The following is a 24912-nucleotide window of genomic DNA, read 5'->3' on the forward strand; positions in this document are numbered from 1 at the left end:
GCGTCTGTTACCCGGTTGTGGGATCCCTGGCCGTCGTGAGATCGGCCGTAGCAGGCTTCGGAGTTGGCGCAGGGGTTCCGGGGAGCGTCAACGGCCGTGCTGCCTGGCCGATCGCCATGCCGGAGGAGTCATGGCCGAGGCGACGGCGGCGTAGAGAACGGTCACCACGATCAGCAGCACCGCGGACTCTCCGCTCGGCGGCAGTATGAGTGCCGCGACCGCAGCCGCACCGACGAAGGCCACGTTGAACAGCACGTCGTAGACGGCGAAGATCCGGCCGCGGAAGGCGTCGTCTACGGACGACTGGACCACCGTATCCGTAGAGATCTTGGTGCCCTGGGTGCTGAGGCCCAGCACAAACGCGGCGGCCAGCATCGGGCCGGGAGCGAAAAGCAGGCCCAGGGCCGGCACCAGTACGGCACCTATGGCGGCGCAGCAGGCGATCCAGCCGAACGGGCCGAGCCGCTCGACTGCCCAAGGGGTGAGGAGAGCCGCCGCGAAGAAGCCCACTCCGGACACCACGACGGTGACGCCGAGCAGCGCCAGACCGTCGGATTCGGTGTGGGACCAGGAGTAGCGGCACAGCATCAGCACCATGACCAGCAGCGCCCCGTAGCAGAAGCGGATCACGGTCATTGCCGCCAGTGCATGGGTCGGCGTGCGCCGCTCCCTGAGGTGGCGCAGCCCGTCCAGCAGGCCCCGCACAGTGCTCAACAGGGCTTCACCGAAGTGTGGTTGGAGGCGGGAGGCATCGGGACCGAGAAGCCCGGGTGCCATGCGCAGAGCGGTGAGGGACGAACAGAAATAGAAGGCCGAGGCGAGCAGCACCACGAACGCATCCACATGCGAGCCGGCGAGCCGGACGGCGAAGGCGAGCCCACCGCCCGCCGTCGCGGCGAGCGTACCGGCCGTGGGGGCAAGGGAGTTGGCGATCACCAGCTGCTGTTCACCGTCGACCACGCGAGGCAGCGCGGCCGAAATGCCGGCCAGTACAAAGCGGTTCACGGCCATCACGCAGAGAGCCGCGGCATAGAAGAGCCAGTCGGGCACCTGGGTCACGATCAAGGCGGCGGTCGCGGCGGCCAGCAGGGCTCGCAGCAGATTTCCGTAGAGCAGGACCTGACGGCGAGGCCAGCGGTCGAGCAGAACGCCGGTGAACGGCCCGAGCAGGGAGTACGGCAGTAGCAGGATGGCCATGGCGGAGGCGATGGCCGCGGGCGAGGTCTGTTTCTCGGGCGAGAAGACGACGTGTGTGGCGAGCGCGACCTGGAAGACGCCGTCGGCTGCCTGGGACAGGAGCCGCACGGCCAGGAGCGAACGGAAGTCGCGTAGCCGGAGGACTACGCGGAGGTCGCGCACTGCATGCATGGCGCCCAGCCTCACACAGCCCGCAGGCCCCCGGGTGGAATTCCCGAGGGCCTGCGAAGGGGTGTGTGACGAACGTCTTTAGCGCTCGACCTCGCCCTGGATGAACTTCTCGACGTTCTCCCGCGCCTCGTCGTCGAAGTACTGCACCGGCGGCGACTTCATGAAGTAGGAGGAGGCCGAGAGGATCGGGCCACCGATGCCGCGGTCCTTCGCGATCTTCGCGGCGCGCAGGGCGTCGATGATGACACCTGCGGAGTTCGGGGAGTCCCAGACCTCGAGCTTGTACTCGAGGTTCAGCGGGACGTCGCCGAACGCGCGGCCCTCGAGGCGGACGTAGGCCCACTTGCGGTCGTCGAGCCAGGCCACGTAGTCCGACGGGCCGATGTGGACGTTGTCCTCGCCCAGCTCGCGGTCCCGGATCTGCGAGGTGACGGCCTGCGTCTTGGAGATCTTCTTGGACTCCAGGCGGTCGCGCTCGAGCATGTTCTTGAAGTCCATGTTGCCGCCGACGTTCAGCTGCATCGTGCGGTCCAGGATGACGCCCCGGTCCTCGAACAGCTTGGCCATCACGCGGTGCGTGATGGTGGCGCCGACCTGCGACTTGATGTCGTCACCGACGATCGGGACACCGGCCTCGGTGAACTTGTCCGCCCACTCCTTGGTGCCGGCGATGAAGACCGGGAGGGCGTTGACGAAGCCGACCTTGGCGTCGATGGCGCACTGCGCGTAGTACTTCGCGGCGTCCTCGGAGCCCACAGGGAGGTAGCAGACCAGGACGTCGACCTGCCTGTCCTTGAGGACCTGGACGATGTCGGCCGGGGTCTCCTCGGACTCCTCGATCGTCATCCGGTAGTACTTGCCCAGACCGTCGAGGGTGTGGCCGCGCTGGACCGTCACGCCGGCGTTCGGCACGTCGCAGATCTTGATGGTGTTGTTCTCGCTGGCGCCGATGGCGTCCGAGAGGTCGAGGCCCACCTTCTTGGCGTCGACGTCGAAAGCCGCCACGAACTCGATGTCACGCACGTGGTAGTCGCCGAACTGCACGTGCATGAGGCCGGGCACGCGGCTCTTCGGGTCGGCGTCCTTGTAGAACTCGACGCCCTGTACCAGCGAGGCGGCGCAGTTGCCCACGCCGACGATGGCTACGCGAACCGAACCCATTCCGGTTGCTCCCTGTGTTCTCGATGAGGTCCTGCACAGCAGAGCCTCATGTGGTGGTGTCATCGGACGGATCCGGCCGGGTACCACCCCGGTGCCGGGGCAGGCCGCCCTGATCTGCTGACTTCTTGTCCTGCTCTGCGGGATCCGGTGCGCGCTGATCGCGCCCGGTGCGCTCACTCTCGATGAGCTCGTTCAACCAACGGACCTCACGCTCCACGGATTCCATGCCGTGTCGCTGCAGTTCGAGGGTGTAGTCGTCCAGCCGCTCACGGGTCCTGGCCAGGGAGGTGCGCATCTTCTCGAGGCGCTCCTCCAGGCGGGTGCGGCGGCCTTCCAGCACGCGCATACGAACGTCCCGCGATGTCTGACCGAAGAAGGCGAAGCGGACGCCGAAGTGCTCGTCCTCCCACGCATCCGGTCCGGAGTGGGCGAGCAGTTCCTCGAAGTGCTCTTTGCCCGCTCCGGTCAATCGGTAGACGATCTTCGCCCGGCGTCCCGTCAGTGCCGTGGCCGGCGCATCCTCGGTGGCGTTGCCCGTCTCCTCGACGAGCCAGCCACTCGTGACCAGCGCCTTGAGGCAGGGGTAGAGGGTGCCGTAGCTGAACGCGCGGAAGACCCCGAGCGAGGTGTTGAGCCGTTTTCGCAGCTCATAGCCGTGCATCGGAGACTCACGGAGCAGGCCCAGGACGGCGAACTCGAGGATGCCGGAACGTCTGCTCATCCTCCGCCTCCCTGGCCTGGTGCGTTCTTTATCTCGTGCTGATGTATCGACTCGATACATCCAGACGATAGAACGGTGACCGGGGTGGAACAAGCGGGGGGACGGTGAACGGCGTCACATCACCAATTCGCTCTACCCAACCTGACTGATTTGGAGTGAATTTCAACGCTGGGCAGGTTTTGGCGGTGCGTAGTCTGTGCGGCATGCAGACTGCCGGGAACCGTGGGCCGATATCTGGCGTCCCCATCCTCGGTGTAGTGCGGCCCGCACCCCTTGGGTGGGTCGTGCATCGGGGGGACCTGAAGACAACTGCCGCCTTCAGGCGACGAGAAAGCGCGCCTGCCCGAGGAGTAACCGTTCCATGAGCGAGCACCGTCGCAAACCGCCACCGTCGCAGGATGGCGGACGCGCCGCGGCCCGACGTGCCGCGCAGCAGTCGACAGGGCGTCGTGCCGCGCCCTCACGTGGCTCCGCTGCCGGTCCTCCGCCGCCTTCCGACCCGCATGGTCAGGAGCGGCCCTACGGCGGACGCGCCGAGGCCCGTCGTGCCGCACAGCGTGGCGGCCGTCGGCGGGCTGCCGATCACGATGCGACGGCCTCCGGTGGTGGCTCCGGCAGCCGTGGTGGTGGAGGCCGCCGCGGTGGCGGGGGCGGAAGCGGCCCGGAAGGAGGACGCGGCCGCGGCAGTGGTAAGCCTGCCAAGAAGCGCTTCATCGACTACCCGCGCGCCAACCGCAGCGGGTGGCGCCGCTTTGTGCCCTCCTGGAAGCTGGTCGCCAGCCTGTGTGTCGGCTTCTTGGGGCTGATCGTGGGTGTGGCCGGCGTCGGACTGGCCGTGGTGACCGTTCCCAATGACGAGAACGCTGCCGCCAGGGCACAGAACAACGTCTACCTCTGGTCCGACGAGTCCGTCATGGCCCGCGACGGTGAGACGAACCGCCAGAACCTGAAGATCGGCGAGATTCCGGAGTCGATGCAGAACGCGGCGGTCGCCGCGGAGAACGCGTCGTTCTGGCACGACTCCGGTGTGGACCCCATGGGTATCGCCCGTGCTCTGTTCAACATGGCCAAGGGTGGGGCAACTCAGGGTGGCTCCACCATCACCCAGCAGTACGTCAAGAACGCGATGCTGACCCAGAACCAGACCCTTGACCGCAAGTTCAAGGAACTGTTCATCTCCATAAAGGTCGGGGCGACCAAGGACAAGCGCGAGATCCTGCAGGGCTATCTCAACACCAGCTACTACGGGCGCGGTGCCTATGGCATCCAGGCGGCATCCCAGGCGTACTTCGGGAAGGACGCCGTGAAACTGAGGCCGGACCAGAGTGCCCTGCTGGCGACCGTGCTCAAGGGGGCCGACCTCTACGACCCGGCCGGCGGTACGGGTCCGAATTCCAAGCCGGCGCAGAACCTCAAGCGGGCGAAGGCGCGGTGGTCCTGGATTCTCGACCGCGAGCTTGCGAACCACATGATGACGCCGCATGAGCGGGCCAAGTACCCCAAATCCAAATTCCCCAAGTTCCAGCAGCCGAAGCCGGTGGCCAGCAAGGCGGGCCAGATCGGCTACCTGATGGACACCGCCAAGAAGTACGTCCTGAAGCACTCGCATCTCACCGAGAGGCAGTTCGACCAGGGCGGCTACACGATCCAGACCACCTTCGACAAGTCGAAGGTCAGCAAGCTCACGGCGGCCGTGAAGAAGGTCGACAAGCGCTACATCGATCCCAAGAAGCACGTGAAGGACAAATACGTTCAGTTCGGCGCGGCCTCTGTGGTGCCGGGAGACGGAAAGATCGTCGCCCTGTACGGCGGCGAGGGGTACGACAAGGGGCATTTCAGTAATAACGCCGACACCTATGGCGTGCCCGTCGGATCGACCTGGAAGCCTTTCGTTCTCGCTGCGGCCTTGAAGAACGGAACTGCCGCGAGCGCCGGGGTCAAGGTCAATCAGAACAGTAAGTACAACGGCAACGATCACCTCAAGGTGAAGAACGCACAGGGCGGGTACGTCCTGAAGGGGGACGGCTCTCCCTTCTACCAAGAGAACGAAAGCAACCACCCCTGGGGCTACATCCCTCTGTGGAAGGCGATGGAGCAGTCCGTCAACACGCCCTTCGTTCAGCTCGGCATGGACGTCGGCATGGCCAAGGTGCGGGACATGGCGGAGAACGCGGGTATCTCCAAGGAGAGCTTCGACAAGAACCTCAACCCGTCCTTTGCGCTGGGTACCTCCACGCCGAGTGCGATCCGGATGGCCAATGCCTACGGGACTTTCGCCGCTGCGGGCGAGAGGGCCGAGCCGTACTCGGTGACCGAGGTGAAGTTCGAGGGCGAGCCGGTCGATGGCTTCGAAAAGCCCAAGCCCGCAGAGACGGGCATGGATGCGAACATCGCCAACAACGTGACCAAGGTGCTGCAGAACGTCATTCAGAACGGCACGGCGAAGGAAGCAAGGCGACTCAATATTCCGGCTGCGGGCAAGACCGGCACCACCGACGAGAACAAGTCGGCCTGGTTCGTCGGCTACACCCCAAAGCTCTCGACGTCGGTGACGATGTTCCGTGAGGACCCGCAGAATCCCCGGCAGCTGTCCATGAACGGTGTCGGCGGCTTCGACTCGATCCACGGTGGTGCCCTGCCGACAGAGGTGTGGACCGAATACATGTTGAGTGCCCACGTCCCCAGGGCGGAGTTCGGTTCTGCTATCCCCATGGGGCAGGCCGTGAACGAGCCGGGCATGCCGACGCCCAAGCCGACCCCCACGCCGTCGCAGACGCCGTCGGGCTCCCCGTCCGGGACACCGTCCGATTCGGCCTCGCCCAGCGGCACGCCGAGTCCCAGCCCGAGCGATACCTGCTCCAAGTGGGATATCGGATGCAGCGACAGTGGCGGTAACGGAAACGGTGGGGCCGATGGCGGCGGGCCTGGCGGTGGTCCCGGCGGCGGCCCGGGAGGCGACACCTCGCCGACGCCCGATCCCACCGACAACGGCGGCATTTTCGGCGGGCCCACCGGCACACGCCCTCAATGACGGTGAGGCGTTTCACGTGAAACAGCCAGCTCGTTTCACGTGAAACATCGCATGGTGAAGCCCCCGCCCCCGGATCGACCGGGCGGGGGCTTCACCATGTTCCGCCAAGAGCCGTACGGCAGGATGGGGCCATGAAGAGCGTGCGACAGGACGAGCCTGTACGGCCGACAACGCGGGATGAGGTGGCGGCGGCCGGGAGCGAGTTGATCGGCGGGCCGATCGGCCGGCGCGCGCTGCTCGGAACGAACTGGCTGACGCCGGTGCGGGTCATTGCGCTGGTGGCCATCGGCATGTTCGCGCTCGGCATGGTGCAGAAGCTGCCCTGCTACAACGGCGGCTGGTTCTTCGGTGCCACGACCCAGTACACGCATGCCTGCTACTCCGACATTCCCCACCTCTACACGGGACGCGGGTTCGCCGATGGGCTGATCCCGTACTTCCAGCGACTGCCCGGCGACATGGAGTATCTCGAGTACCCCGTCCTGACCGGTCTCTTCATGGAGGTCGCCTCGTGGATGACCCCGCATCCGGGGTCGATCCAGGAGCGCGTACCGAGCGAGCAGGTCTACTGGCTGGTCAACGCCGGGATGCTGATGGCGTGCGCCGCGATCATGGCGGTGTGTGTGGCCCGTACCCATCGTCGTCGCCCTTGGGACGGCCTGCTTGTCGCCCTGGCACCGGCTTTCGCCCTCACTGCCACCATCAACTGGGACCTCCTGGCGGTCGCCCTGACGGCCGCGGGGATGCTGATGTGGTCCCGCAGTCGTCCCCTTACGGCCGGTGTCCTGATCGGCCTGGCGACCGCGGCGAAGCTGTATCCGGTGCTGCTGCTGGGGCCGCTGCTGGTGCTGTGCTGGCGCGCGGGTACGTGGCGGGCGTACGGGCGGGCCGTGACCGGTGCCGTGGTGGCCTGGCTCGTGGTGAATCTGCCGGTGATGATCGCGCACGATGGGAGCGGATTCCACATCCGTGAGGGCTGGGCGAAGTTCTACACCTTCAGCCAGGAGCGCCCCATCGACTTCGGTTCGCTCTGGCTGCTGATCTCGCAGCGCACCGGCAACCCCTTGGAGAACGCCAACACCTACGCCACGCTGCTGATGATCGTCGGCTGCGGCGCCATCGGGCTGCTGACCCTCTACGCCCCGCGCCGGCCGCGCTTCGCACAGCTCGCCTTCCTCGTCGTGGCGTTGTTCATCCTCACCAACAAGGTCTACTCCCCGCAGTACGTCCTGTGGCTGATCCCGCTCGCTGCTCTGGCCCGCCCGCGCTGGCGGGACTTCCTTATCTGGCAGGGCTGCGAGGTCATGTACTACCTGGGGATCTGGATGTACCTCGCCTACACCAGCAATGGCGACAAGCACCAGGGGCTGCCGCCCGAGGGCTATCAGCTCGCCATCGTGCTGCACCTCGCGGGCACGCTGTACCTGTGTGCCGTGGCCGTGCGGGACATCCTGTTGCCGGAGCGCGATGTGGTGCGCAGGGACGGGGACGACGACCCGTCGGGTGGTGTGCTGGACCAGGCGCCGGATGTCTTCGTGCTCGGACGGGTCCCGCACCCGCCACGGCACGCGATGCACTTCGCAGAGGCTCCGAAGGTGCGCTGGGGCGCCCTACGCAAGTAGGGCCTCTCGTTTGGATCGGGCCGGTCGTTTGGATCGGGCCGGACGCGTATCGGGCCCGGTGCCGCAGAGGTGTCTGCGGCACCGGGCCCTCGCTTGTGCGGAGCGCCGGTTCAGTCCGGGTCAGCGGTCCACGATGCGGTCGAACTGGGTGGTGGTGTGCCGGAGATGGGCCACCAGCTCCTCGCCGACCTGCGGTTCGGGGGCGTCCCCCGGGACGAACAGAATCGACACCTGCATGTGCGGCGGTTCGGCGAACCAGCGCTGCTTGCCGGCCCACACATACGGCGCCAGGTTGCGGTTGACGGTCGCCAGCCCGGCTCGCGCCACGCCCTTGGCGCGGGGCATCACACCGTGCAGCGCCTTGGGGGACTCCAGGCCGACGCCGTGCGAGGTGCCGCCGGCGACCACCACCAAGTAGCCGTCGGATGCCGCCTTTTGCTGGCGATAGCCGAAGCGCTCCCCCTTCGCGATCCGGGTGACGTCGAGGACCGAGCCGCGGTACTCGGTGGCGTCGTGGTCACCGAGCCACAGCAGTGTTCCGATCCGCGCGCGGAAGTGGGTCTGCGGGAACTGCTGCTGGAGACGGGCGAGTTCCGGAGCCTTGAGATGGCTCACGAACATGGTGTGGAGCGGGAGCCGGGCGGCGCGCAGCCGGTCCATCCACCCGATGACCTCTTCGACCGCGTCGGACCCGTCGGCGCGGTCCAGCGGCAGGTGAATCGCGAAGCCTTCGAGCCGCACGTCCTCGATGGCCGTGGCGAGCTTCGACAGGTCCTCCGGCTTGACGCCGTGCCGCTTCATCGAGCTCATGACCTCGATGACGACCCGGGCACCGACCAGGCCGCCGACACCTTCGACCGAGGAGACCGAGCGGATCGCCCGGTCCGGCAGCGGTACGGGCTCCTCGCCGTGCCGGAACGGGGTCAGGACGAGCAGGTCACCACTGAAGAAGTCCTTGATGCGGGCGGCTTCGTAGGTCGTACCGACAGCGAGGATGTCGGACCCGAGGCGGGTCGCCTCCTCGGCCAGGCGCTCGTGGCCGAAGCCGTAGCCGTTGCCTTTGCAGACCGGGACCAGCCCGGGGAACTGCTGGAGCACGCTCTGCTGGTGTGCCCGCCAGCGCGCGGTGTCGACGTAGAGAGTGAGCGCCATGGCCGGGCCCGGAACCTTTCTCGTAGCTGGGTGTCTCAGGGTACGAACGGTGCGGTGGAGCTGTCGGCGGTGCTCAGGCTATCCGCGGTGGGTCATGTAGAAGTCGAACGCCTTCTGCATCAGCTTGTTGAGCGGGAAGTCCCACTCGCCGAGGTACTCGGCCGCCTGCCCACCCGTGCCGACCTTGAACTGGATCAAGCCGAAGAGGTGGTCGTTCTCGTCCAGGGAGTCGCTGATGCCACGCAGGTCGTAGACCGAGGCGCCGAGCTTGTAGGAGTCCTGCAGCATCCGCCACTGCATCGCGTTGGAGGGGCGGACCTCTCGGCCGATGTTGTCGGAGGCGCCGTAGGAGTACCAGACGTGGCCGCCGACGACCAGCATGGTCGCGGCGGAGAGGTTCACACCGTCGTGCCGGGCGAAGTACAGGCGCATGCGGTTGGGGTCCTCGGTGTTGAGGGCCGTCCACATCCGCTGGAAGTAGCTGAGCGGCCGCGGCCGGAAGTGGTCGCGCTCCGCGGTGATCTCGTACAACCGCTGCCACTCGGCCAGGTCGTCGTAGCCGCCCTGGACGACCTCGACGCCGGCCTTCTCGGCCTTCTTGATGTTGCGGCGCCACAGCTGGTTGAAGCCCTTGTGGACCTCCTCCAGCGAACGGTCGGCGAGCGGCACCTGGAAGACATAGCGGGGCTGGACGTCGGCGAAGCCGGCACCCCCGTCCTCGCCCTGCTGCCAGCCCATGCGGCGCAGCTTGTCGGCCACCTCGAAGGCGCGCGGCTCGATGTGGGTCGCCTCGACATCGCGCAGACGCTTGACGTCCTGGTTCTGGATGCCGGCCTTGATCGCCGTGGCGTCCCAGCGGCGGATGACGACCGGCGGGCCCATCTTCACCGTGAACGCGCCTTGCTGCTTGAGGTGCGCGAGCATCGGCCGCAGCCATTCCTCAAGGTTTGGCGTGAACCAGTTGATGACCGGACCTTCGGGCAGATACGCGAGGTACCGCTTGACCCGGGGCACCTGGCGGTAGAGGACGAGGCCGGCGCCGACCAGCTCGCCGCTCGCGTCGAACCAGCCCAGGCTCTCCGACCGCCACTCGGACTTGACGTCCGCCCACGCAGGGACCTGCATGTGGCTTGCCGCGGGCAGGCTCTGGATGTACGCCAGATGCTGCTCTCGGCTAATGGTCCTCAGGGTCAGGCTCATGCGGGGCGCTCCTCGGCAGGTGTGTCCCCATTGTCGGGGCTCCGGCTCTCGCGCCGAAGCCTACTGTGACCAAGGAGCGCCCTGACCGGGCCGTGCGGCCACATGCCGCACGGCCGCCGAGCCGGTGTGTCAGCCGACGAGGCCGCCGAAGAGGCCGCCGTGCGCCAGACCGAGGTAGAAGCCGAAGGCGGATGCCCCGAGCCCGATGATCAACAGGAAGCGTTCACCCGTCGTCGACGAGATGAACTGGCCCCAGAGTCCGGTACCGATTCCGACCAGGCCCACCCAGGAGCTGAGGAGGTGGAGCCCGGGGGAAAACGTGCTGAAGACGGCGATCGCGCCGAGGACGACGGTCACGATGGCGAGAGTGTTCTCGACGGGATGAGCCTGGCCGTCGCTGTTGAGCAGCGAGATCAGGCTGCGCTGGGTCCTTACTGCCTGTGCCATGCGGCACCTCCGATGACAGGGCGGCGCACTGTAACGCCGCTCACACCCGTTGTGTTCCAGATTGAGGGGTGTGGTGCTCGGATTTCAACCGGAAGGCCTGAGGCAGGTACTCTGTACGGTCTGCGCTCATGTCTGTCCGGATTCTCCGGCCGGGCCGGCGCGGAAACGCATCAAGACCCTCCTGCCACGGAACGACCGTGGCCGCTGAGTCCAAAGGAGGTGGGTTCTACATGCGTCACTACGAGGTGATGGTCATCCTCGACCCCGATCTCGAGGAGCGCGCTGTCTCCCCGCTGATCGAGAACTTCCTCTCCGTCGTCCGTGAGGGCAACGGAAAGGTCGAGAAGGTCGACACCTGGGGCCGTCGTCGTCTCTCGTACGAGATCAACAAGAAGCCTGAGGGCATCTACTCGGTCATCGACCTGCAGGCCGAGCCCGCGGTCGTCAAGGAGCTCGACCGTCAGATGAACCTGAACGAGTCGGTCCTCCGGACCAAGGTCCTCCGTCCCGAGACCCACTGAGCGCGCAAGCGTCCAGCGGTAACCGGGTTCGAGTAGCAGCAACACCAGCAGCCAGCAGCACACCCGCCGAGAGGTTCCCCTAATGGCAGGCGAGACCGTCATCACGGTTGTCGGCAATCTTGTCGACGACCCCGAGCTGCGCTTCACCCCGTCCGGTGCGGCGGTCGCGAAGTTCCGCGTCGCGTCCACTCCCCGCACCTTCGACCGTCAGACCAATGAGTGGAAGGACGGCGAAAGCCTGTTCCTGACCTGCTCGGTGTGGCGTCAGGCGGCGGAGAACGTCGCCGAGTCCCTTACGCGGGGTACTCGCGTCGTCGTGCAGGGCCGCCTCAAGCAGCGGTCGTACGAGGACCGCGAGGGCGTGAAGCGCACGGTCTACGAGCTCGACGTCGACGAAGTGGGCGCGAGCCTGAAGAACGCCACGGCCAAGATCACCAAGACCAGTGGTCGCGGTGGTCAGGGCGGCGGCGGGTTCGGTGGCGGTCAGCAGGGTGGCGGTCAGCAGGGTGGCGGCGGCTGGGGCGGCGGCTCCGGTGGCGGTCAGCCGCAGGGCGGCGGCGGGGCTCCCGCCGACGACCCGTGGGCGACCGGTGCTCCGGCTGGCGGCGGCCAGCAGGGTGGCGGCGGCGGTGGCTGGGGCGGCGGCTCCGGCGGCGGCTACTCGGACGAGCCGCCCTTCTAGGTCCGTACAGACGGTCCGACCCGCGTTGTTTCACGTGAAACGGCGTCGTGGAACGGCCGGGGCCTTGAGGGCGTCAGCACAAACTTCTTGAACTCACTGGAGAGAGACAATGGCGAAGCCGCCTGCTCGCAAGCCTAAGAAGAAGGTTTGCGTGTTCTGCAAGGAGAAGATCTCCTACGTTGACTACAAGGACACGAACCTGCTGCGGAAGTTCATTTCCGACCGCGGCAAGATCCGTGCCCGCCGAGTCACCGGCAACTGCACTCAGCACCAGCGTGATGTCGCCACGGCTGTGAAGAACAGCCGTGAGATGGCGCTGCTGCCCTACACGTCCACCGCGCGATAAGGGAAGGGTGACCGAAACATGAAGATCATCCTCACCCACGAGGTCTCCGGCCTCGGCACCGCCGGCGACGTCGTTGACGTCAAGGACGGTTACGCTCGTAACTACCTGGTCCCGCGTGGTTTCGCGATCCGCTGGACCAAGGGTGGCGAGCAGGACGTCGCGCAGATCCGACGCGGTCGCAAGATCCGCGAGATCGCCACGATCGAGCAGGCCAACGAGATCAAGGGCAAGCTCGAGGGCGTCAACGTGAAGCTGGCCGTTCGCGCCGGCGACGCGGGCCGCCTGTTCGGCTCCGTCACCCCGGCCGACGTCGCCTCGGCGATCAAGGCTGCCGGTGGTCCGGACGTCGACAAGCGTCGCGTCGAGCTCGGTTCGCCGATCAAGACCCTGGGCGCGCACCAGATCTCCGTGCGTCTGCACGCCGAGGTCGTTGCGAAGCTCGGCGTCGAGGTCGTCGCCGCGTAACCGCAGCAGCACAGCACAACGCTGAAGGGCCGTACCCCGTCGCCGGGGTACGGCCCTTCGTGGTCTCCGGGGCGCTTGCGACGAGGGGCTCAGCCCGCGTTCTGGGCGCGTTGGTAGAGCTCGGCCACATCGTCGTCGAAGTACGCGGCGTACGAGACATCGTCCTCGTCGCCGCCGCCTTCGTGGCCGCCCAGGACACCGATGACCGTGCCGGTGTGGCTCTTGGGGTCGTAGTCGGCCAGCCAGGGGCTGCCGCTGGTGCCGCCTTCGAAGTCGGTGCACTGGACGCGCAGCTGGGTGTCGCTGTACTTCGTGGTGCGGTTCTGGCAGGAGATCGGGGTGTCGCGGCTGGTGGGATAGCCGGTGATCTTGACTTCGTTGTCGAAGCCCCGGTCGATGCCGAGGGTGTTGCCGCCGAGGACGTCCTGGATCTGCTTGCCGTCCTTCTTGTCGAGCACCAGGAAGGCCACGTCGAGATCCTCGTCCTGGGACTTGACCCAGCGGTCGTCGAGGACCACCTTTTTGACCTTCCACAGGCCGAGGGGTTCTTCGCGGTCGCGGTAGTCGGGGGCGAAGAGGAGATCGTCCACCGTGCTCCCGGCGTCCGCGTCGAAGGCGCAGTGAGCCGCGGTGATGAGCATGTTGCGTTGAGGGCTCTGCACGACGCTCGCGGTGCAGAAGTGGTCGCCCGAGTCGTTCTTCTCGAAGACCACACCGACCCGGGAGTTCTGCTCCGTTCGGCGTGGGGTGTAGGCGTTGCCGTCGTCTGCCGGGGCGGTCGCGGAGGGTTCCTGGTCCTGAGGGTCCTGGCCCGGCTCGCCGGACTTGCCGAAGCTGCTGCGGCCGGCGGTGTCGTCGACCGTATCGGCGTCCTCCCTGGCGTAGCCGACCACAGCGGCTGCCACGATGACGACGAAGGTCAGTGGCAGGACGGATTTCCTGGCGAGGGCGCGCACACGCTCATTATCGACAGCCACTCGCGGTTACGGGAAGTTCAGCGGGAGGCCCCGGTCACAATCCACCGGCCCGAGCGGGTGCGCAGCCAGAGTGTGAGCATGCGGACGGTCATCATCAGGGCCATCGCCCACCACAGGGCGGCCAGTCCCCCACCGAGGGCGGGTACGGCCAGTGCCACCGGCGTGAACAGGGCCAGGGTGAGGACCATTGCCCCGGCGAGATAGGGGCCGTCGCCGGCGCCCATCAGAACGCCGTCGAGTATGAAGACGATGCCGGAGACGGGCTGCGTGAGGGCCACGACAAGGAGTGTGGTCATCAGGGGGCCGCGGACGGCGGGGTCGGCGGTGAACAGGGGGATGAACAGTGGCCGGGCGAGCGCGACCAGCACTCCCAGGACCAGGCCGGAGGCGATGCCCCACTGGACCATGCGGCGGCAGGCGGCCTCGGCACCCTCGCGGTCGCCCGCACCGAGGTAGCGTCCGATGATGGCCTGGCCCGCGATGGCTATGGCGTCGAGGGCGAAGGCCAGCAGCGACCAGAAGGTGAGCACGATCTGGTGGGCGGCGATCTCCGCATCGCCGAGCCGGGCGGCGACGGCGGTGGCGATCATGAGCACCGCGCGCAGCGAGAGGGTCCGGATCAGGAGCGGTGTGCCGGCCCGTGCGCAGGCGCGTATTCCCGCCGTGTCGGGGCGGAGCGAAGCGCCGTTGCGCCGTGCGCCGCGAATCACGACCGTGAGGTAGGCGGCGGCCATGGCGCACTGGGCGATGACCGTTCCCCAGGCGGAGCCGGCGATGCCGAGGCCGGCGCCGTAGACCAGGCCGATGTTGAGGACGACGTTGGCGGAGAAGCCGCCGATGGCGACGTACAGCGGGGTCTTGGTGTCCTGGAGGCCGCGGAGCACGCCGGTGGCGGCCAGCACGACGAGCATCGCCGGTATGCCGAGGGAGCTGATGCGAAGGTAGGTCGTGGCGTACGGTGCGGCGGTGCCGGATGCGCCGAAGGCTTCCACGAGCCAGGGGGCGGTGGGCAGCACGGCCGCGATGACCGCGGCGCCGAGGAGGAGGGCGAGCCAGATGCCGTCCATGCCCTGGCGGATGGCGGCCGCGAGGTCGCCGGCGCCGACCCTGCGGGCGACGGCCGCGGTGGTGGCGTAGGCGAGAAAGACGAAGACGGAGACGGCGGTGGTCAGCAGGGGGGCGGCGACGCCGAGGCCGGCCAGCTGAGGGGTGCCCAGGTGGCCGATGACGGCGCTGTCGACCATGACGAAGAGCGGTTCCGCGACGAGTGAGCCGAAGGCCGGCAGAGCGAGGGCGATGATCTCGCGGTCATGGCGGCGATGGGCGCGCCGTGGTGTCGCGGGAGCCTGTGTCATGCCGGCAATCTAATCTTCCACAGGTAAGAGATGCAAGCGCCTATTGATCCTTACTTTCCGCTGTGCGGAGTCGTCGTCTCCGTGACGTTTGTTGTGATCTTGAACAGGTCGGCGAATTTTTTCTCCCCCACAGCCTATGGATGAGGAAGTCGCAGGTCAGAGGAGTGTCGGCGGCCCGATTGTGTGCTTGTCCACAGTAGTTTCCCCCGACCCGTACACAGGATCCGGGCACTTCTCCACAGCTAGCGGCCCGTCATCCACATGGCCTGTGGATAACCAGATTGGCGGACGGTGCCCACGGGCCTACCGTGGTCCGGCACCCGCCGCCTGTTCCGGCTTGAGACATCGTCCGAACTCGACGCGCCGTAACCGGAGTCGGGCGACTCGATTGTCAGAGCTGTGCCGTAAGAAAGAGGAGCACAGCAAGGTCCGCGTCGCGGACGGGAGGAGGTGCCGGGGTGAGCATGCCCGAGCCCATGGAGGACCCCTGGGCGGACTCCGGTCCGAGCGACCGGCTGCCGGCCCCCCGCTCCCGTCGAGGTGAGGGCAAGGGCCGTGGGCGCGGCGACCGCCAGGACCGCGACGACGACAGCGGCGGCTCCTGGAACGGCGGCTTCGAGCGGGTCCCCCCGCAGGATCTGGACGCGGAACAGTCCGTGCTCGGCGGCATGCTGCTGTCCAAGGACGCCATCGCCGACGTCGTCGAGGTCCTCAAGGGCGAAGACTTCTACCGCCCCGCACACGAGCTGGTCTTCCAGGCCATTCTCGATCTGTACGCCAAGGGGGAGCCCGCCGACCCGATCACCATCGCGGCGGAGCTGACCAAACGCGGGGAGATCGGGCGGGTCGGCGGGGCGTCGTATCTGCACACCCTCGTCCAGTCGGTGCCCACGGCGGCCAACGCCGAGTACTACGCGGAGATCGTCCACGAGCGGGCCGTGCTGCGCCGGCTGGTCGAGGCCGGCACCCGGATCACGCAGATGGGATACGCCGCGGACGGCGATGTCGACGAGATCGTCAACAGCGCCCAGGCGGAGATCTACGCCGTCACCGAGCAGCGGACCAGCGAGGACTATCTGCCGCTCGGCGACATCATGGAGGGCGCTCTCGACGAGATCGAGGCGATCGGCTCGCGCCAGGGCCAGATGACGGGTGTGCCCACGGGCTTCACCGACCTCGACTCCCTGACGAACGGCCTGCACCCGGGCCAGATGATCGTGATCGCGGCCCGTCCCGCCATGGGTAAGTCGACCCTCGCGCTGGACTTCGCGCGGGCCTGTTCGATCAAGAGCAATCTGCCGAGCGTGATCTTCTCGCTGGAAATGGGGCGCAACGAGATCGCGATGCGTCTGCTCTCCGCCGAGGCCCGGGTGGCGCTGCACCACATGCGCTCCGGCAGCATGACGGACGAGGACTGGACCCGGCTGGCCCGCCGGATGCCGGATGTGTCGGCCGCGCCGCTGTACATCGACGATTCGCCCAACCTGTCGATGATGGAGATCCGTGCCAAGTGCCGTCGGCTCAAGCAGCGCAACGACCTGAAGCTGGTGGTCATCGACTATCTCCAGCTGATGCAGTCCGGCGGCTCGAAGCGTGCCGAGAGCCGTCAGCAGGAGGTCTCGGACATGTCCCGAAACCTCAAGCTGCTGGCGAAGGAGCTGGAGCTTCCGGTCATCGCGCTCTCGCAGCTCAACCGTGGGCCCGAGCAGCGCACGGACAAGAAGCCGATGGTCTCCGACCTGCGTGAATCCGGTTCGATCGAGCAGGACGCGGACATGGTGATCCTGCTCCACCGCGAGGACGCCTACGAGAAGGAGTCGCCGCGCGCGGGCGAGGCCGACCTGATCGTGGCGAAGCACCGTAACGGTCCTACGGCCACGATCACGGTCGCGTTCCAGGGGCACTACTCGCGGTTTGTGGACATGGCGCAGACCTGACCCGAGGCGCTGGAGGGTCGCTCACCGACTTCCGCCGAAGAACGCGAGCAATTTCTGGGCGGCGTCCGGCGACGTCAGCAATTCCTGCATGTCCGCGGACATCCGGGCGGCAGCGCTGGTGCGTTCGAACATCTCGCGCTCGTATTCCTTGACGGCGGCGGGAGAGTGGTGATCGACCGCGGCACGACCGTGTCAGGCAGGCCGATCGAGGTCCGCGGGTCGCGGAAGGTGGCAAAGGAGATCGTCGTCTTCGGGTGGAACGCGCAGTTCGCCGAAACGGCTCTGATCAACGGCAGTCCTGGAATCGTTGTGGCGCCGCATGGACGACTCCACCTCGCCCTGGCCTTCTCCGTCGAGGGCGACCGAATCGACGGTGACGAACTCATTGGCGATGCGAAGCGGCTTGAGGCCCTTCAGATCACGGTCCTGCCCGATACCCCCACGGAGGAGTAGGCCCACCTCGCCCGGCACAGGTCGGGTGGGCGGGCCCGGATCAGGATGCGAGGGGGCGGCTGTTGCCCGATTCCGGTGCGTCAGCTCCTGGTGCCGCCCACCTCATCGGAAATGGCACCGACTTGAGACAGCACGCGGAGGAAATGGCGTGAGATACCGCGAGAAGATCCAGGTCACAACTTCGATGGGTGACACGGAAGTTGAGGACCTACAGGTGCCGGAGGTTCTCGGGCTCCGTGGCGTTTTCTCCGCTGCCGTGTCATGACGATGGCAGCCCTGACGCTCGGGCTCACTCCGTTACGGGCAGGCACTCGGCGAGCAGGCCGACGATGTCGCGCCAGGCTCGCTGTGCGTGCCGCGGGTGGTAGCCGACGCCGGGGGGCGCGGTGTGGTCGACCGGTGGGTGGTGGAAGGCGTGCAGGGCTCCGCCGTAGACCACGAGGCGCCAGTCGACGCCCGCAGCCTGCATCTCGGCGGCGAAGGCGTTCCGTTGCTCAGCGGGCATGATCGGGTCCTCCGATCCGACCCCGGCCCAGACGGGGCAACGGATGCGCGCCGCCTCGCCCGGTCGGCCCGTCGTCAGTGCGTTGACCGTCCCGATCGCGCGCAGGTCGACGCCGTGGCGCCCGAGTTCCAGCGCAATTGCGCCCCCGGTGCCGTAGCCGATAGCGGCGATCCGGTCGGGGGCGGTCCGCGGTTCGGCGCGCAACACGTCGAGTGCCGCGTGGCCGATGCCCCGCATCCGGTCGGGGTCGGCGAGCAGCGGCATGCAACGGGCCAGCATCTCCTCGGGGTGGCCCAAATAGCGCCCGCCGTGGAGGTCAAAGGCCAGCGCCACGTATCCCAGCTCAGCCAGGGCATCGGCTCGGCGGCGCTCGACGTCGCTGAGCCCCATCCCCTCGGGCCCGATCAGGACTGCGGGCCGGCGGTCGACACCGGCGGGGAGCGCGAGGTGCCCGATCATCGTCAGGTCGTCGGCCGGGTAGGCGACCGTGCGCGTGGTGACTGTCGTCATGGGATCGACGGTAGTGAGGGTCGAGCCCGGTCGGGCCGGTCTTCACCGTCGGCGGAACGGCGCGGATGTGGGCACATGGGCGCGTGCTGCGGATGGCCTTGCCGCCGGCGGAGCACATCGACACCGGTGCGCATGAGGCCGCCCTCGTGTCGGCAGGGCATTTTTCTTGACCTTCAAGTCAAGAAAAGTGGTACTGTTCCGATCATGGGAAGGCCGAAGCAGTTCGATCCGGACGCCGCCGTCGAGCAGGCCATGGAGGTGTTCTGGCGCAAGGGGTATGCCGCCACCACCCCGCAGGACCTCGTCGATGCGCTCGGTATCGGCAAGGGCAGCCTCTACCACGCCTTCGGCAGCAAGCACGCCCTGTTCGAGAAGGCCCTGCGCCGCTATCAGGACGGTCAGGCGCTGGCTCTCATCGCGATGCTCGAAGAATCGGGGCCCGTGAAGGAGCGGCTCCGCGCGACGCTGCGGTTCCTCGCCGAGACGGATCTCGCCGACCCCGACCGGCGTGGCTGTATGGCGGTGAACGCCGCCGCCGAGGTCGCGGGAACGGACGAGGCGGCGGTCGTGCTCGTCCGGCGCATGTTCGAGCGCACGGAAGGTGCGTTCCGCGCCTTGATCGAGGAAGGGCAGCGCACGGGGGAGATCGCTCCCGATCGCGACGCCCGCGCCGTCGGAAGCCTGCTGCTGAACACGATTGTGGGTCTGCGGCTCCTGGCTCGTGTCGAGGGTGGGCCGGACCGGCTCGCCAGGGTGATCGACGCGACGGTCGACATTCTCTGACCCGTTCCTGTGCGGTATCTCCGACCGGGGCGACTGCTGCCCAGATTTTGTACCTATAGTTCAAGAAAATGGAGCGTCATGCAGCTCAATCTTCACTCCAAGACGGCCGTCGTCACCGGGGCCAGCCGAGGTATCGGTCTGGCCACCGTGAGGACGCTGATCGATGAGGGCGTCCGCGTGGTCGGAGCGGCCCGCACCATCACTCCCGAACTGAAGGAGACCGGGGCGTGCGCCGTCTCCGCCGATCTCAGCACGGCTGACGGGGTGGCCACGCTGATGGACCGCGCGTTCGCGGAACTGGGCGCGCTCGACCTGCTGGTGAACAACGTCGGGGCCGGGGACGCCGTGGAGCCGGTCGGGTTCCTCGACACCGACGACGCGAGGTGGGCGAGCATCTTCGACCTCAACCTGCTCAGCGCGGTCCGTACCAGCCGGGCCGCCCTCCCCAGCCTGGTCGAGCGCCGTGGCGCGATCGTCAACGTCTCGTCCATCAACTCCCGTCTGCCCGCCGCCGGTCCGGTCGCCTACAGCGCGGCCAAGGCCGCTCTCAACGCACTGGGCAAGTCGCTGGCCGAGGAATTCGGACCGCAGGGCGTGCGCGTCAACACCGTCTCGCCCGGCGTGGTGCGCACCGCGATCTGGCAGGACCCCGACGGCTTCGGCAGCAAGGTCGCGGCCGGTGCAGGGGCCGAGCACGCGGCGTTCCTGGAGCACCTTCCGGAGGCGTTCAGCATCACCACCGGCCGGATCACCGAGCCGCAGGAAGTGGCCTCGTTGATCACGTTCTTGCTCTCCGACGTGTCCGGCAACATCACCGGTGCGGACTACGTCATCGACGGCGGTACGGTCAAGACGCTCTGATCGAGGGGACGCCGGGGCCGCCGGGGACGGCCGGGGACGCCGGGGCCGCCGGGGACGGCCGGGGACGCCGGGCGCGTGACGCGAGGGCCACGGGGCGGGGGTGTCCTCAGAACGCGTTCAGTCCGGTGAGTTCGCACGACAGCTCCCACAGGCGGGATGCCGCGGCGGTGTCGGTGGCCCACGGCTTGACCCCGCCGATGAGCATGTCGTCGGTGCCGGCCGGAACGGCGATGGCGCAGTCCTGGCAGTAGGCGCCGCCGTGGCCGTCGAGGAGGGGAGAAGTCGCCGCCCACACCGCCGTCGCCGCGCCCTGCTGCGGAGTCTTGAATCCGTCGGCCGGTTTGCCGTCCTCGGTGACCCAGCCCCGCGCGGCCCACTCCTCGCGCGGGACGTGGCGCTGCAGCGGGGTGAGGATGCTGCCGGGGTGCACGGCGAAGGCGTGCAGGCCGCTTTCGGCGCCGAGGGTGTCGAGGTGCCGGGCGAACAGGGCGTTGGCGGTCTTGGACTGGGCGTACGCGAGCCAGCGGTCGTAGCCGCTGCGGAAGTGGAGGTCGCCCCAGCGCATGCCGGACAGGAAGTGACCGGACGAGGACACGGCCACCACGCGGGTGCCGGCGGTGAACGACGGGCGGAGGCGATGGACGAGGGCGAAGTGGCCGAGGTGGTTGATCGCGAAGTGTGCCTCCCAGCCGGGGCCGACCCGGGTCTCTGGGCAGGCCATCACGCCCGCGCCGTTGATGACGAGGCCGAGAGTGCGTCCGGTCTCCAGGAACCGGTCGGCGAAGGTCCGGACGCTCTCCAGGTCGGCCAGGTCCAGCTGGTGGATTTCCGTCCTGGGGACGCCCCGTAGCGCTTCCTCGGCGGTGGTGGGACGGCGGGCCGGAACGATGACATGCGCTCCGGCGCGGGCCAGGGCGCGCGTGGCTTCCAGGCCGAGGCCGGAGTATCCCCCGGTGACCAGGGCGGTGGTGCCGCTCAGGCGGATGCCGTCGAGTACGTCGTCGGCGGTGCTGTGCGCACCGAATCCGGTGCTGTGCGCCCGGAGTCCGGTGCTCTGCGCACCGAATCCGGTGCCGGTCTGCTGCTGCTTCGCGATCATGTGGTGGACGCTAAAACCTAGAGTGCAGGCTAGGTCAAGGTACGGTTCCGTCATGCGTGACGACCCCGCTTCCCTGCCCATCGGCCGGGTTGCCGAGACGACCGGGATGAGCGTGCATGCGCTGCGCTTCTTCGAGCGCGAGGGGCTGTTCCTCCGGGAGATCCCGCGTTCCGGTGGCGGGCAGCGGCTCTATGAACAGGCGGATGTGGACTGGCTGGTGCTGTGCAACCGGCTGCGCGCTTCGGGCATGCCGATCGCCACGATCAGGCAGTTCGCCGCGCTCGTCCGCTCCGGTCCGGGCAACGAGGCCGATCGCCTTGAACTGCTGCGGGAACACGAGCGGAGTGTGCAGGCCAGGATCGACGAGCTGAACGCCGGCCTCGAAGTCATCCACGGCAAGGTCGCCGTCTACGAGCAGCACCTGCAGGAGGGGACGGCGGCCGGGCTGTGGTCCCCGATGCCGTCGGGTCCGACGCCGCCGGCAGAGCGCGCCTAGAGGATTGCTTCCAAGGCGGGTCAGTGATCGTAAGTGGTCAGGGCGCGCTTCACGGCCTGGCCGGTGTGGTCGTTGCGCCAGATTGCTGCGGTCAGCGCCAGGACGCGTTGCAGAACCCTGGCGATCACGCCTGCCTGGGTGCGGCCGCGGTGTCGTTCCAGGTCGAGCCGGCCCTTGAAGGTCTCATCGATCGACTCGATCACCTGCCGGAGCGGCTTGAACAGTGCCGCGCCGGCCCGCTCGGCCTCGCCATTGCGGGCCGGGCGCAACAGATGTAGGCCCAGCTCGCCCAGGCATTGCTCGAGGCCTCGCCCGAAGTAGTTCCTGTCTCCGATCAGCGTCTGCCCCGCCCGGTCGGCGAGCAGGCCGGGCTCGACCTCGAACATGGCCGGCAAAGTCTCGCGCTCGTCGGCCTTGGCCCCGGTCAGCGCGAACGCCACCGGCAGACCGTGCAGGGTGCACACCAGGTGGAGCCGCAGGCCCCAGAAGAAGCGGGAATGGGAGGCGCAGTATCCGTACTCGGCCCAGCCGGCCAGCTCGGAGCGCCGGCCGCTTTGCGCAGCCGCTTGTTGTAGCCCGGCGCCTTGGGCAGATACGGGAACAGGTGCCGCAGGCGGGCGTGGGCATGACGGATGAAGCGCCGCTCGGAGGTGAACCCGAGCAGCGCCTGCATCACGGACAGCGTGACCAGTTCGGCGTCGGACAGCTTGGGCGTGATCCCTACCGCTGGGCGCCACGGCGCAAGGTCTGGGGACTCCAGCAGCAGGTCGGCGGTCCGCACGTAGAGCGCGGTCGCGAGGGTGTCGAGATCAGCATCCAGATCCTGCCCCGCCACGACTCAACATCACGCAGCACTGATCCGGACACCTCGCATGCCCGCCGGGCCCCCACTGGGCCCGACCGGTTGCTTCACGCCTGCTTCCGGTAGGCGCGGAAGGCACGCGTGGACAGCAGGCCCATCACGAGGGCTACCGCTGCGAGCAGCCCCAGGTGCACCCAGACCGTGCCCCAGTCGGTGTGGGCGCCCATCGCCTCTCGGGCTGCGACGACCGCCCATTCCATGGGGTTGTAGTCGGCAACAACACCGACCCAGCCCGGGGCGAGGCCGAGGTCCATCACGGCCGAGCTGAGGAACATCAGTGGCAGCGTGGTGAATTGGGAGATCGCGATGAGGGTCGCCTGCTGGCGAGTCAGCAGCGCCACGGCGTCGGACAGCGCCGAGAAGATCAGAGTCAGCAGCACCGCGGCAAGCAGAGTGACGCCGACCCCGGCGACGCCCCCGGGGAACCGGGCGCCGGCGGCCAGGGCGATGGCGACGATGATCAGGCTTTGGATGAGCGTCTGGATCGCCTGGTAGGCCATGGTCGCGATCACCATGGCGCCCCGGCTGGCGGGAGAGGTGAGCATCCGGTCCATCACGCCGCGGTCGATGTCCTGCAGGTAGGCCGTTCCTGCCCACGCGCTCGCGAACAGCGCGGTCATCATCACCACGCCCGGCGTGAGGAACTGCAGGAAGCCGCCGCCCGTGTGCGTGAACCCGGGCAGGTCCACCACCGAGCGGAACAGTTGTCCGAACAACAGCAGCCAGATCACCGGCTGCACCAAGCCGATGACGAGGAAGGTCGGCATCCGCCGGAGGGCGCGCAACAGCCGACCGGTCAGGAGCGCGGCGTGCCTGAACACGGTCAGTGGACGCTCACCGGTGAAGTGCTGGGGTGCGGTGGTCACTTCGTCACCTCCAGGGCCTTCGGGCCTGCGTCGGCATCGAAGCTGTGTCCGGTGTGCCGCAGGTAGACGTCATCGAGCGAGGGCCGAGCGAGAGTCGCGGACCTCACGGCCATGCCTGCTTCCTCGAGTGCGGCCAACACGGGTGGCAACGCCCGGGCACCGTCATCGGTTCGGCCACGGACGGCGCTCCCGTCCATGGTGACGTCCCGCAGCTGGGGCACCGTCTGTAGGACCGCGAGCGCCCTGTTGTCGGCCTGGGCCAACTCGACGTGCACCGCGTCGCCTCGCAGGCCGCTCTTGAGTTCGTTCGGGGTGCCGGCGGCGACCACCGTGCCCTTGTCGACGATCGCGAGCCGGTCGGCGAGGTGATCGGCTTCCTCCAGATAGTGCGTCGTCAACAGCACCGTCATCTGCTCGTCCCCGGCCAACCGCGCGACCTCTGCCCACATTTCGCTGCGGGCGTGGGGATCGAGCCCGGTCGTCGGTTCGTCGAGGAAGAGCACCTGGGGCCGGTGCATCAAGCACAGCGCGACGTCGAGCTTGCGCGCCATACCGCCGGAGTAGGTCTGCACCAGCCGGTTAGCGGCATCGGCCAGGCCGAACGTGTCCAGGAGCTCGCGGGCGCGCGCCATGGCATCCCGACGGGACATCCCATGCAGGCGTCCGGCGAGCAGCAGGTTCTCGGTCGCGGTGCCCATCGGGTCCGTGCCGGATTTCTGCGACAGGAAGCCGATCACCCGGCGCACCTGCTCGGGCCGCGTCCCCACCTCTATCCCGGCCACGCGAGCCGATCCCGAATCGGCAGCCGAGAGCGTCGAGAGGACCTTCACCGTGGTCGACTTGCCGGCCCCGTTCGGACCGAGCAGCCCGAATACGGTCCCCTTCGCCGCTGCGAAGCTCAGCCCCCGCAGTGCCGTGATGGGCGGCTTGTTCTTGCCGGCCGGATAACTCTTGACCAGATCGACGGCTTCCACAGCCGGATCTGCTACGTGGGCAGCACCCATCGTCACACCCCTTGTCAGGACTTGGTGTGACTCCCACCTTCCTGGTGTCACCGGACACGAGGAGGCTTGATGGCGAGGGCTGGACCCTACGGTGAGTAGTCGCCGGAGAGGCTAGCACGCGAGTGCACCGGCCAGGTCCCGGCGTCGACCGCGGTGGTCCGCATTCTGAACACCTACGACCAGCGCCCCCTTGGAAGCAATCGTCTAGCGGGCAGATGCGCCGGGCCACGTGCATGAGGTGGGGTCGGAACTCCTCCGCGAACAGCCCGTTCTGGCTCCGTGAACAGCCCGTTCTGGCTCCTTCGGGGGAGGAACACGGCGCGGTCGGATGCCACGATCGCACCGTGCGCAGAATGAATCGCCCGCCGCTCGGCAGGGCTGCGGGACGACGGGGGCGCGAGTGCGGCCGCGGCCACGCGTTCTTCGGCTCCGGTCGTTTTCGGCCCGGTAAGCGGCCCGGTAAGCGGCCCGGTAAGCGGCCCCGCAGG

At 67.9% G+C, this 24912-nt stretch carries 24 protein-coding genes and 1 pseudogene; 11 read left to right on the forward strand and 14 right to left on the reverse strand.

Annotation, left to right across the window (positions count from 1 at the left end; translation table 11 throughout):
- Window positions 1-87: 87 nt before the first annotated feature.
- The 3 genes from ACGFML_RS18180 to ACGFML_RS18190 form a co-directional block, all read right to left on the reverse strand.
- Window positions 88-1368: an MFS transporter gene (locus ACGFML_RS18180; RefSeq protein WP_393544801.1), complete on the reverse strand. Its 1281-nt coding sequence runs from the start codon at window positions 1366-1368 to the stop codon at window positions 88-90.
- A 78-nt stretch (window positions 1369-1446) separates the two neighbouring features.
- Window positions 1447-2529 carry an inositol-3-phosphate synthase gene (locus tag ACGFML_RS18185; RefSeq protein WP_393544802.1) on the reverse strand — a complete coding sequence of 361 codons (1083 nt, stop codon included), beginning with the start codon at window positions 2527-2529 and terminating at the stop codon, window positions 1447-1449.
- Between the two features lie 46 nt (window positions 2530-2575).
- Window positions 2576-3250, reverse strand: a complete 675-nt coding sequence (locus tag ACGFML_RS18190) for a PadR family transcriptional regulator (RefSeq protein WP_393544804.1) — start codon at window positions 3248-3250, stop codon at window positions 2576-2578.
- Window positions 3251-3611: 361 nt separating this feature from the next.
- On the opposite strand from ACGFML_RS18190, the gene ACGFML_RS18195 reads away from it, so the two are divergent.
- Window positions 3612-6281 (forward strand): transglycosylase domain-containing protein, encoded by a 2670-nt coding sequence (locus ACGFML_RS18195; protein ID WP_393544806.1) that lies wholly within the window; start codon window positions 3612-3614, stop codon window positions 6279-6281.
- Window positions 6282-6412: 131 nt separating this feature from the next.
- Window positions 6413-7903 (forward strand): glycosyltransferase family 87 protein, encoded by a 1491-nt coding sequence (locus tag ACGFML_RS18200; RefSeq protein ID WP_393544808.1) that lies wholly within the window; start codon window positions 6413-6415, stop codon window positions 7901-7903.
- 120 nt (window positions 7904-8023) lie between these two features.
- Here the strand turns inward: ACGFML_RS18200 and ACGFML_RS18205 are convergent, their stop codons facing one another.
- The 3 genes from ACGFML_RS18205 to ACGFML_RS18215 all read right to left on the reverse strand — a co-directional run bounded on the left by ACGFML_RS18205 (window position 8024) and on the right by ACGFML_RS18215 (window position 10702).
- Window positions 8024-9055 (reverse strand): alanine racemase, encoded by a 1032-nt coding sequence (locus ACGFML_RS18205; protein WP_393544809.1) that lies wholly within the window; start codon window positions 9053-9055, stop codon window positions 8024-8026.
- Window positions 9056-9133: 78 nt separating this feature from the next.
- Window positions 9134-10255: a lipid II:glycine glycyltransferase FemX gene (locus ACGFML_RS18210; RefSeq protein ID WP_393544811.1), complete on the reverse strand. Its 1122-nt coding sequence runs from the start codon at window positions 10253-10255 to the stop codon at window positions 9134-9136.
- A gap of 129 nt (window positions 10256-10384) precedes the next feature.
- Entirely contained in the window at window positions 10385-10702 is a 318-nt protein-coding gene (locus ACGFML_RS18215) for a hypothetical protein (RefSeq protein ID WP_393544813.1), read from the reverse strand.
- A 230-nt stretch (window positions 10703-10932) separates the two neighbouring features.
- Between ACGFML_RS18215 and rpsF the strand changes: the two genes are divergently transcribed.
- The 4 genes from rpsF (at window position 10933) to rplI (ending at window position 12716) form a co-directional block, all read left to right on the forward strand.
- Complete coding sequence (gene rpsF / locus ACGFML_RS18220) at window positions 10933-11223, forward strand: 30S ribosomal protein S6 (RefSeq protein ID WP_003978891.1); 291 nt, start codon at window positions 10933-10935, stop codon at window positions 11221-11223.
- A gap of 82 nt (window positions 11224-11305) precedes the next feature.
- The gene (locus tag ACGFML_RS18225) at window positions 11306-11905 is read left to right on the forward strand and encodes a single-stranded DNA-binding protein (protein ID WP_393544815.1); all 600 of its coding nucleotides are present in this window, start codon (window positions 11306-11308) and stop codon (window positions 11903-11905) included.
- 109 nt (window positions 11906-12014) lie between these two features.
- Window positions 12015-12251, forward strand: a complete 237-nt coding sequence (gene rpsR / locus ACGFML_RS18230) for a 30S ribosomal protein S18 (protein WP_003978893.1) — start codon at window positions 12015-12017, stop codon at window positions 12249-12251.
- 18 nt (window positions 12252-12269) lie between these two features.
- On the forward strand, window positions 12270-12716 hold the full coding sequence (gene rplI / locus ACGFML_RS18235; protein ID WP_393544817.1) for a 50S ribosomal protein L9: 447 nt from the start codon (window positions 12270-12272) through the stop codon (window positions 12714-12716).
- Between the two features lie 89 nt (window positions 12717-12805).
- Here rplI and ACGFML_RS18240 read toward each other — a convergent pair whose 3' ends face one another.
- Window positions 12806-13672, reverse strand: a complete 867-nt coding sequence (locus tag ACGFML_RS18240; RefSeq protein ID WP_393544819.1) for a trypsin-like serine peptidase — start codon at window positions 13670-13672, stop codon at window positions 12806-12808.
- A gap of 38 nt (window positions 13673-13710) precedes the next feature.
- Window positions 13711-15048, reverse strand: coding sequence for an MATE family efflux transporter (locus tag ACGFML_RS18245; protein WP_393544820.1), 1338 nt, complete (start codon window positions 15046-15048; stop codon window positions 13711-13713).
- Between the two features lie 464 nt (window positions 15049-15512).
- Here ACGFML_RS18245 and dnaB point away from each other — a divergent pair, with 464 nt between their 5' ends.
- A complete protein-coding gene (dnaB, locus tag ACGFML_RS18250; protein ID WP_393545568.1) occupies window positions 15513-16985 on the forward strand; it encodes a replicative DNA helicase in 1473 nt (490 codons plus the stop codon).
- A 21-nt stretch (window positions 16986-17006) separates the two neighbouring features.
- On the opposite strand, the gene ACGFML_RS18255 is transcribed toward dnaB, so the two are convergent.
- Window positions 17007-17117, reverse strand: coding sequence for an oxidoreductase (locus ACGFML_RS18255; RefSeq protein ID WP_393544822.1), 111 nt, complete (start codon window positions 17115-17117; stop codon window positions 17007-17009).
- 33 nt (window positions 17118-17150) lie between these two features.
- Between ACGFML_RS18255 and ACGFML_RS18260 the strand changes: the two genes are divergently transcribed.
- Window positions 17151-17438, forward strand: a complete 288-nt coding sequence (locus ACGFML_RS18260) for a hypothetical protein (protein WP_393544824.1) — start codon at window positions 17151-17153, stop codon at window positions 17436-17438.
- Between the two features lie 289 nt (window positions 17439-17727).
- On the opposite strand, the gene ACGFML_RS18265 is transcribed toward ACGFML_RS18260, so the two are convergent.
- Window positions 17728-18453, reverse strand: a complete 726-nt coding sequence (locus ACGFML_RS18265; RefSeq protein WP_393544825.1) for a dienelactone hydrolase family protein — start codon at window positions 18451-18453, stop codon at window positions 17728-17730.
- A 204-nt stretch (window positions 18454-18657) separates the two neighbouring features.
- On the opposite strand from ACGFML_RS18265, the gene ACGFML_RS18270 reads away from it, so the two are divergent.
- Entirely contained in the window at window positions 18658-19236 is a 579-nt protein-coding gene (locus tag ACGFML_RS18270) for a TetR/AcrR family transcriptional regulator (RefSeq protein WP_393544827.1), read from the forward strand.
- A gap of 78 nt (window positions 19237-19314) precedes the next feature.
- On the forward strand, window positions 19315-20097 hold the full coding sequence (locus ACGFML_RS18275) for an oxidoreductase (protein ID WP_393544829.1): 783 nt from the start codon (window positions 19315-19317) through the stop codon (window positions 20095-20097).
- A gap of 106 nt (window positions 20098-20203) precedes the next feature.
- On the opposite strand, the gene ACGFML_RS18280 is transcribed toward ACGFML_RS18275, so the two are convergent.
- On the reverse strand, window positions 20204-21196 hold the full coding sequence (locus ACGFML_RS18280) for an SDR family NAD(P)-dependent oxidoreductase (RefSeq protein ID WP_393544831.1): 993 nt from the start codon (window positions 21194-21196) through the stop codon (window positions 20204-20206).
- A 52-nt stretch (window positions 21197-21248) separates the two neighbouring features.
- Between ACGFML_RS18280 and ACGFML_RS18285 the strand changes: the two genes are divergently transcribed.
- Complete coding sequence (locus ACGFML_RS18285; RefSeq protein WP_393544832.1) at window positions 21249-21692, forward strand: MerR family transcriptional regulator; 444 nt, start codon at window positions 21249-21251, stop codon at window positions 21690-21692.
- 20 nt (window positions 21693-21712) lie between these two features.
- On the opposite strand, the pseudogene ACGFML_RS18290 reads toward ACGFML_RS18285, so the two are convergent.
- From ACGFML_RS18290 to ACGFML_RS18300, 3 genes and pseudogenes are all read right to left on the reverse strand, one after another.
- Window positions 21713-22512 (reverse strand): annotated as a pseudogene (locus ACGFML_RS18290) (transposase).
- Between the two features lie 89 nt (window positions 22513-22601).
- Window positions 22602-23420, reverse strand: a complete 819-nt coding sequence (locus tag ACGFML_RS18295; protein ID WP_393544834.1) for an ABC transporter permease — start codon at window positions 23418-23420, stop codon at window positions 22602-22604.
- Window positions 23417-24424: an ATP-binding cassette domain-containing protein gene (locus ACGFML_RS18300; RefSeq protein WP_393544836.1), complete on the reverse strand. Its 1008-nt coding sequence runs from the start codon at window positions 24422-24424 to the stop codon at window positions 23417-23419. The genes ACGFML_RS18295 and ACGFML_RS18300 overlap by 4 nt, the downstream gene beginning before the upstream one ends.
- Window positions 24425-24912 lie beyond the last annotated feature (488 nt).

The sequence above is a fragment of the Streptomyces sp. NPDC048650 genome (assembly GCF_043199095.1).
Classification (GTDB): Bacteria; Actinomycetota; Actinomycetes; order Streptomycetales; family Streptomycetaceae; genus Streptomyces.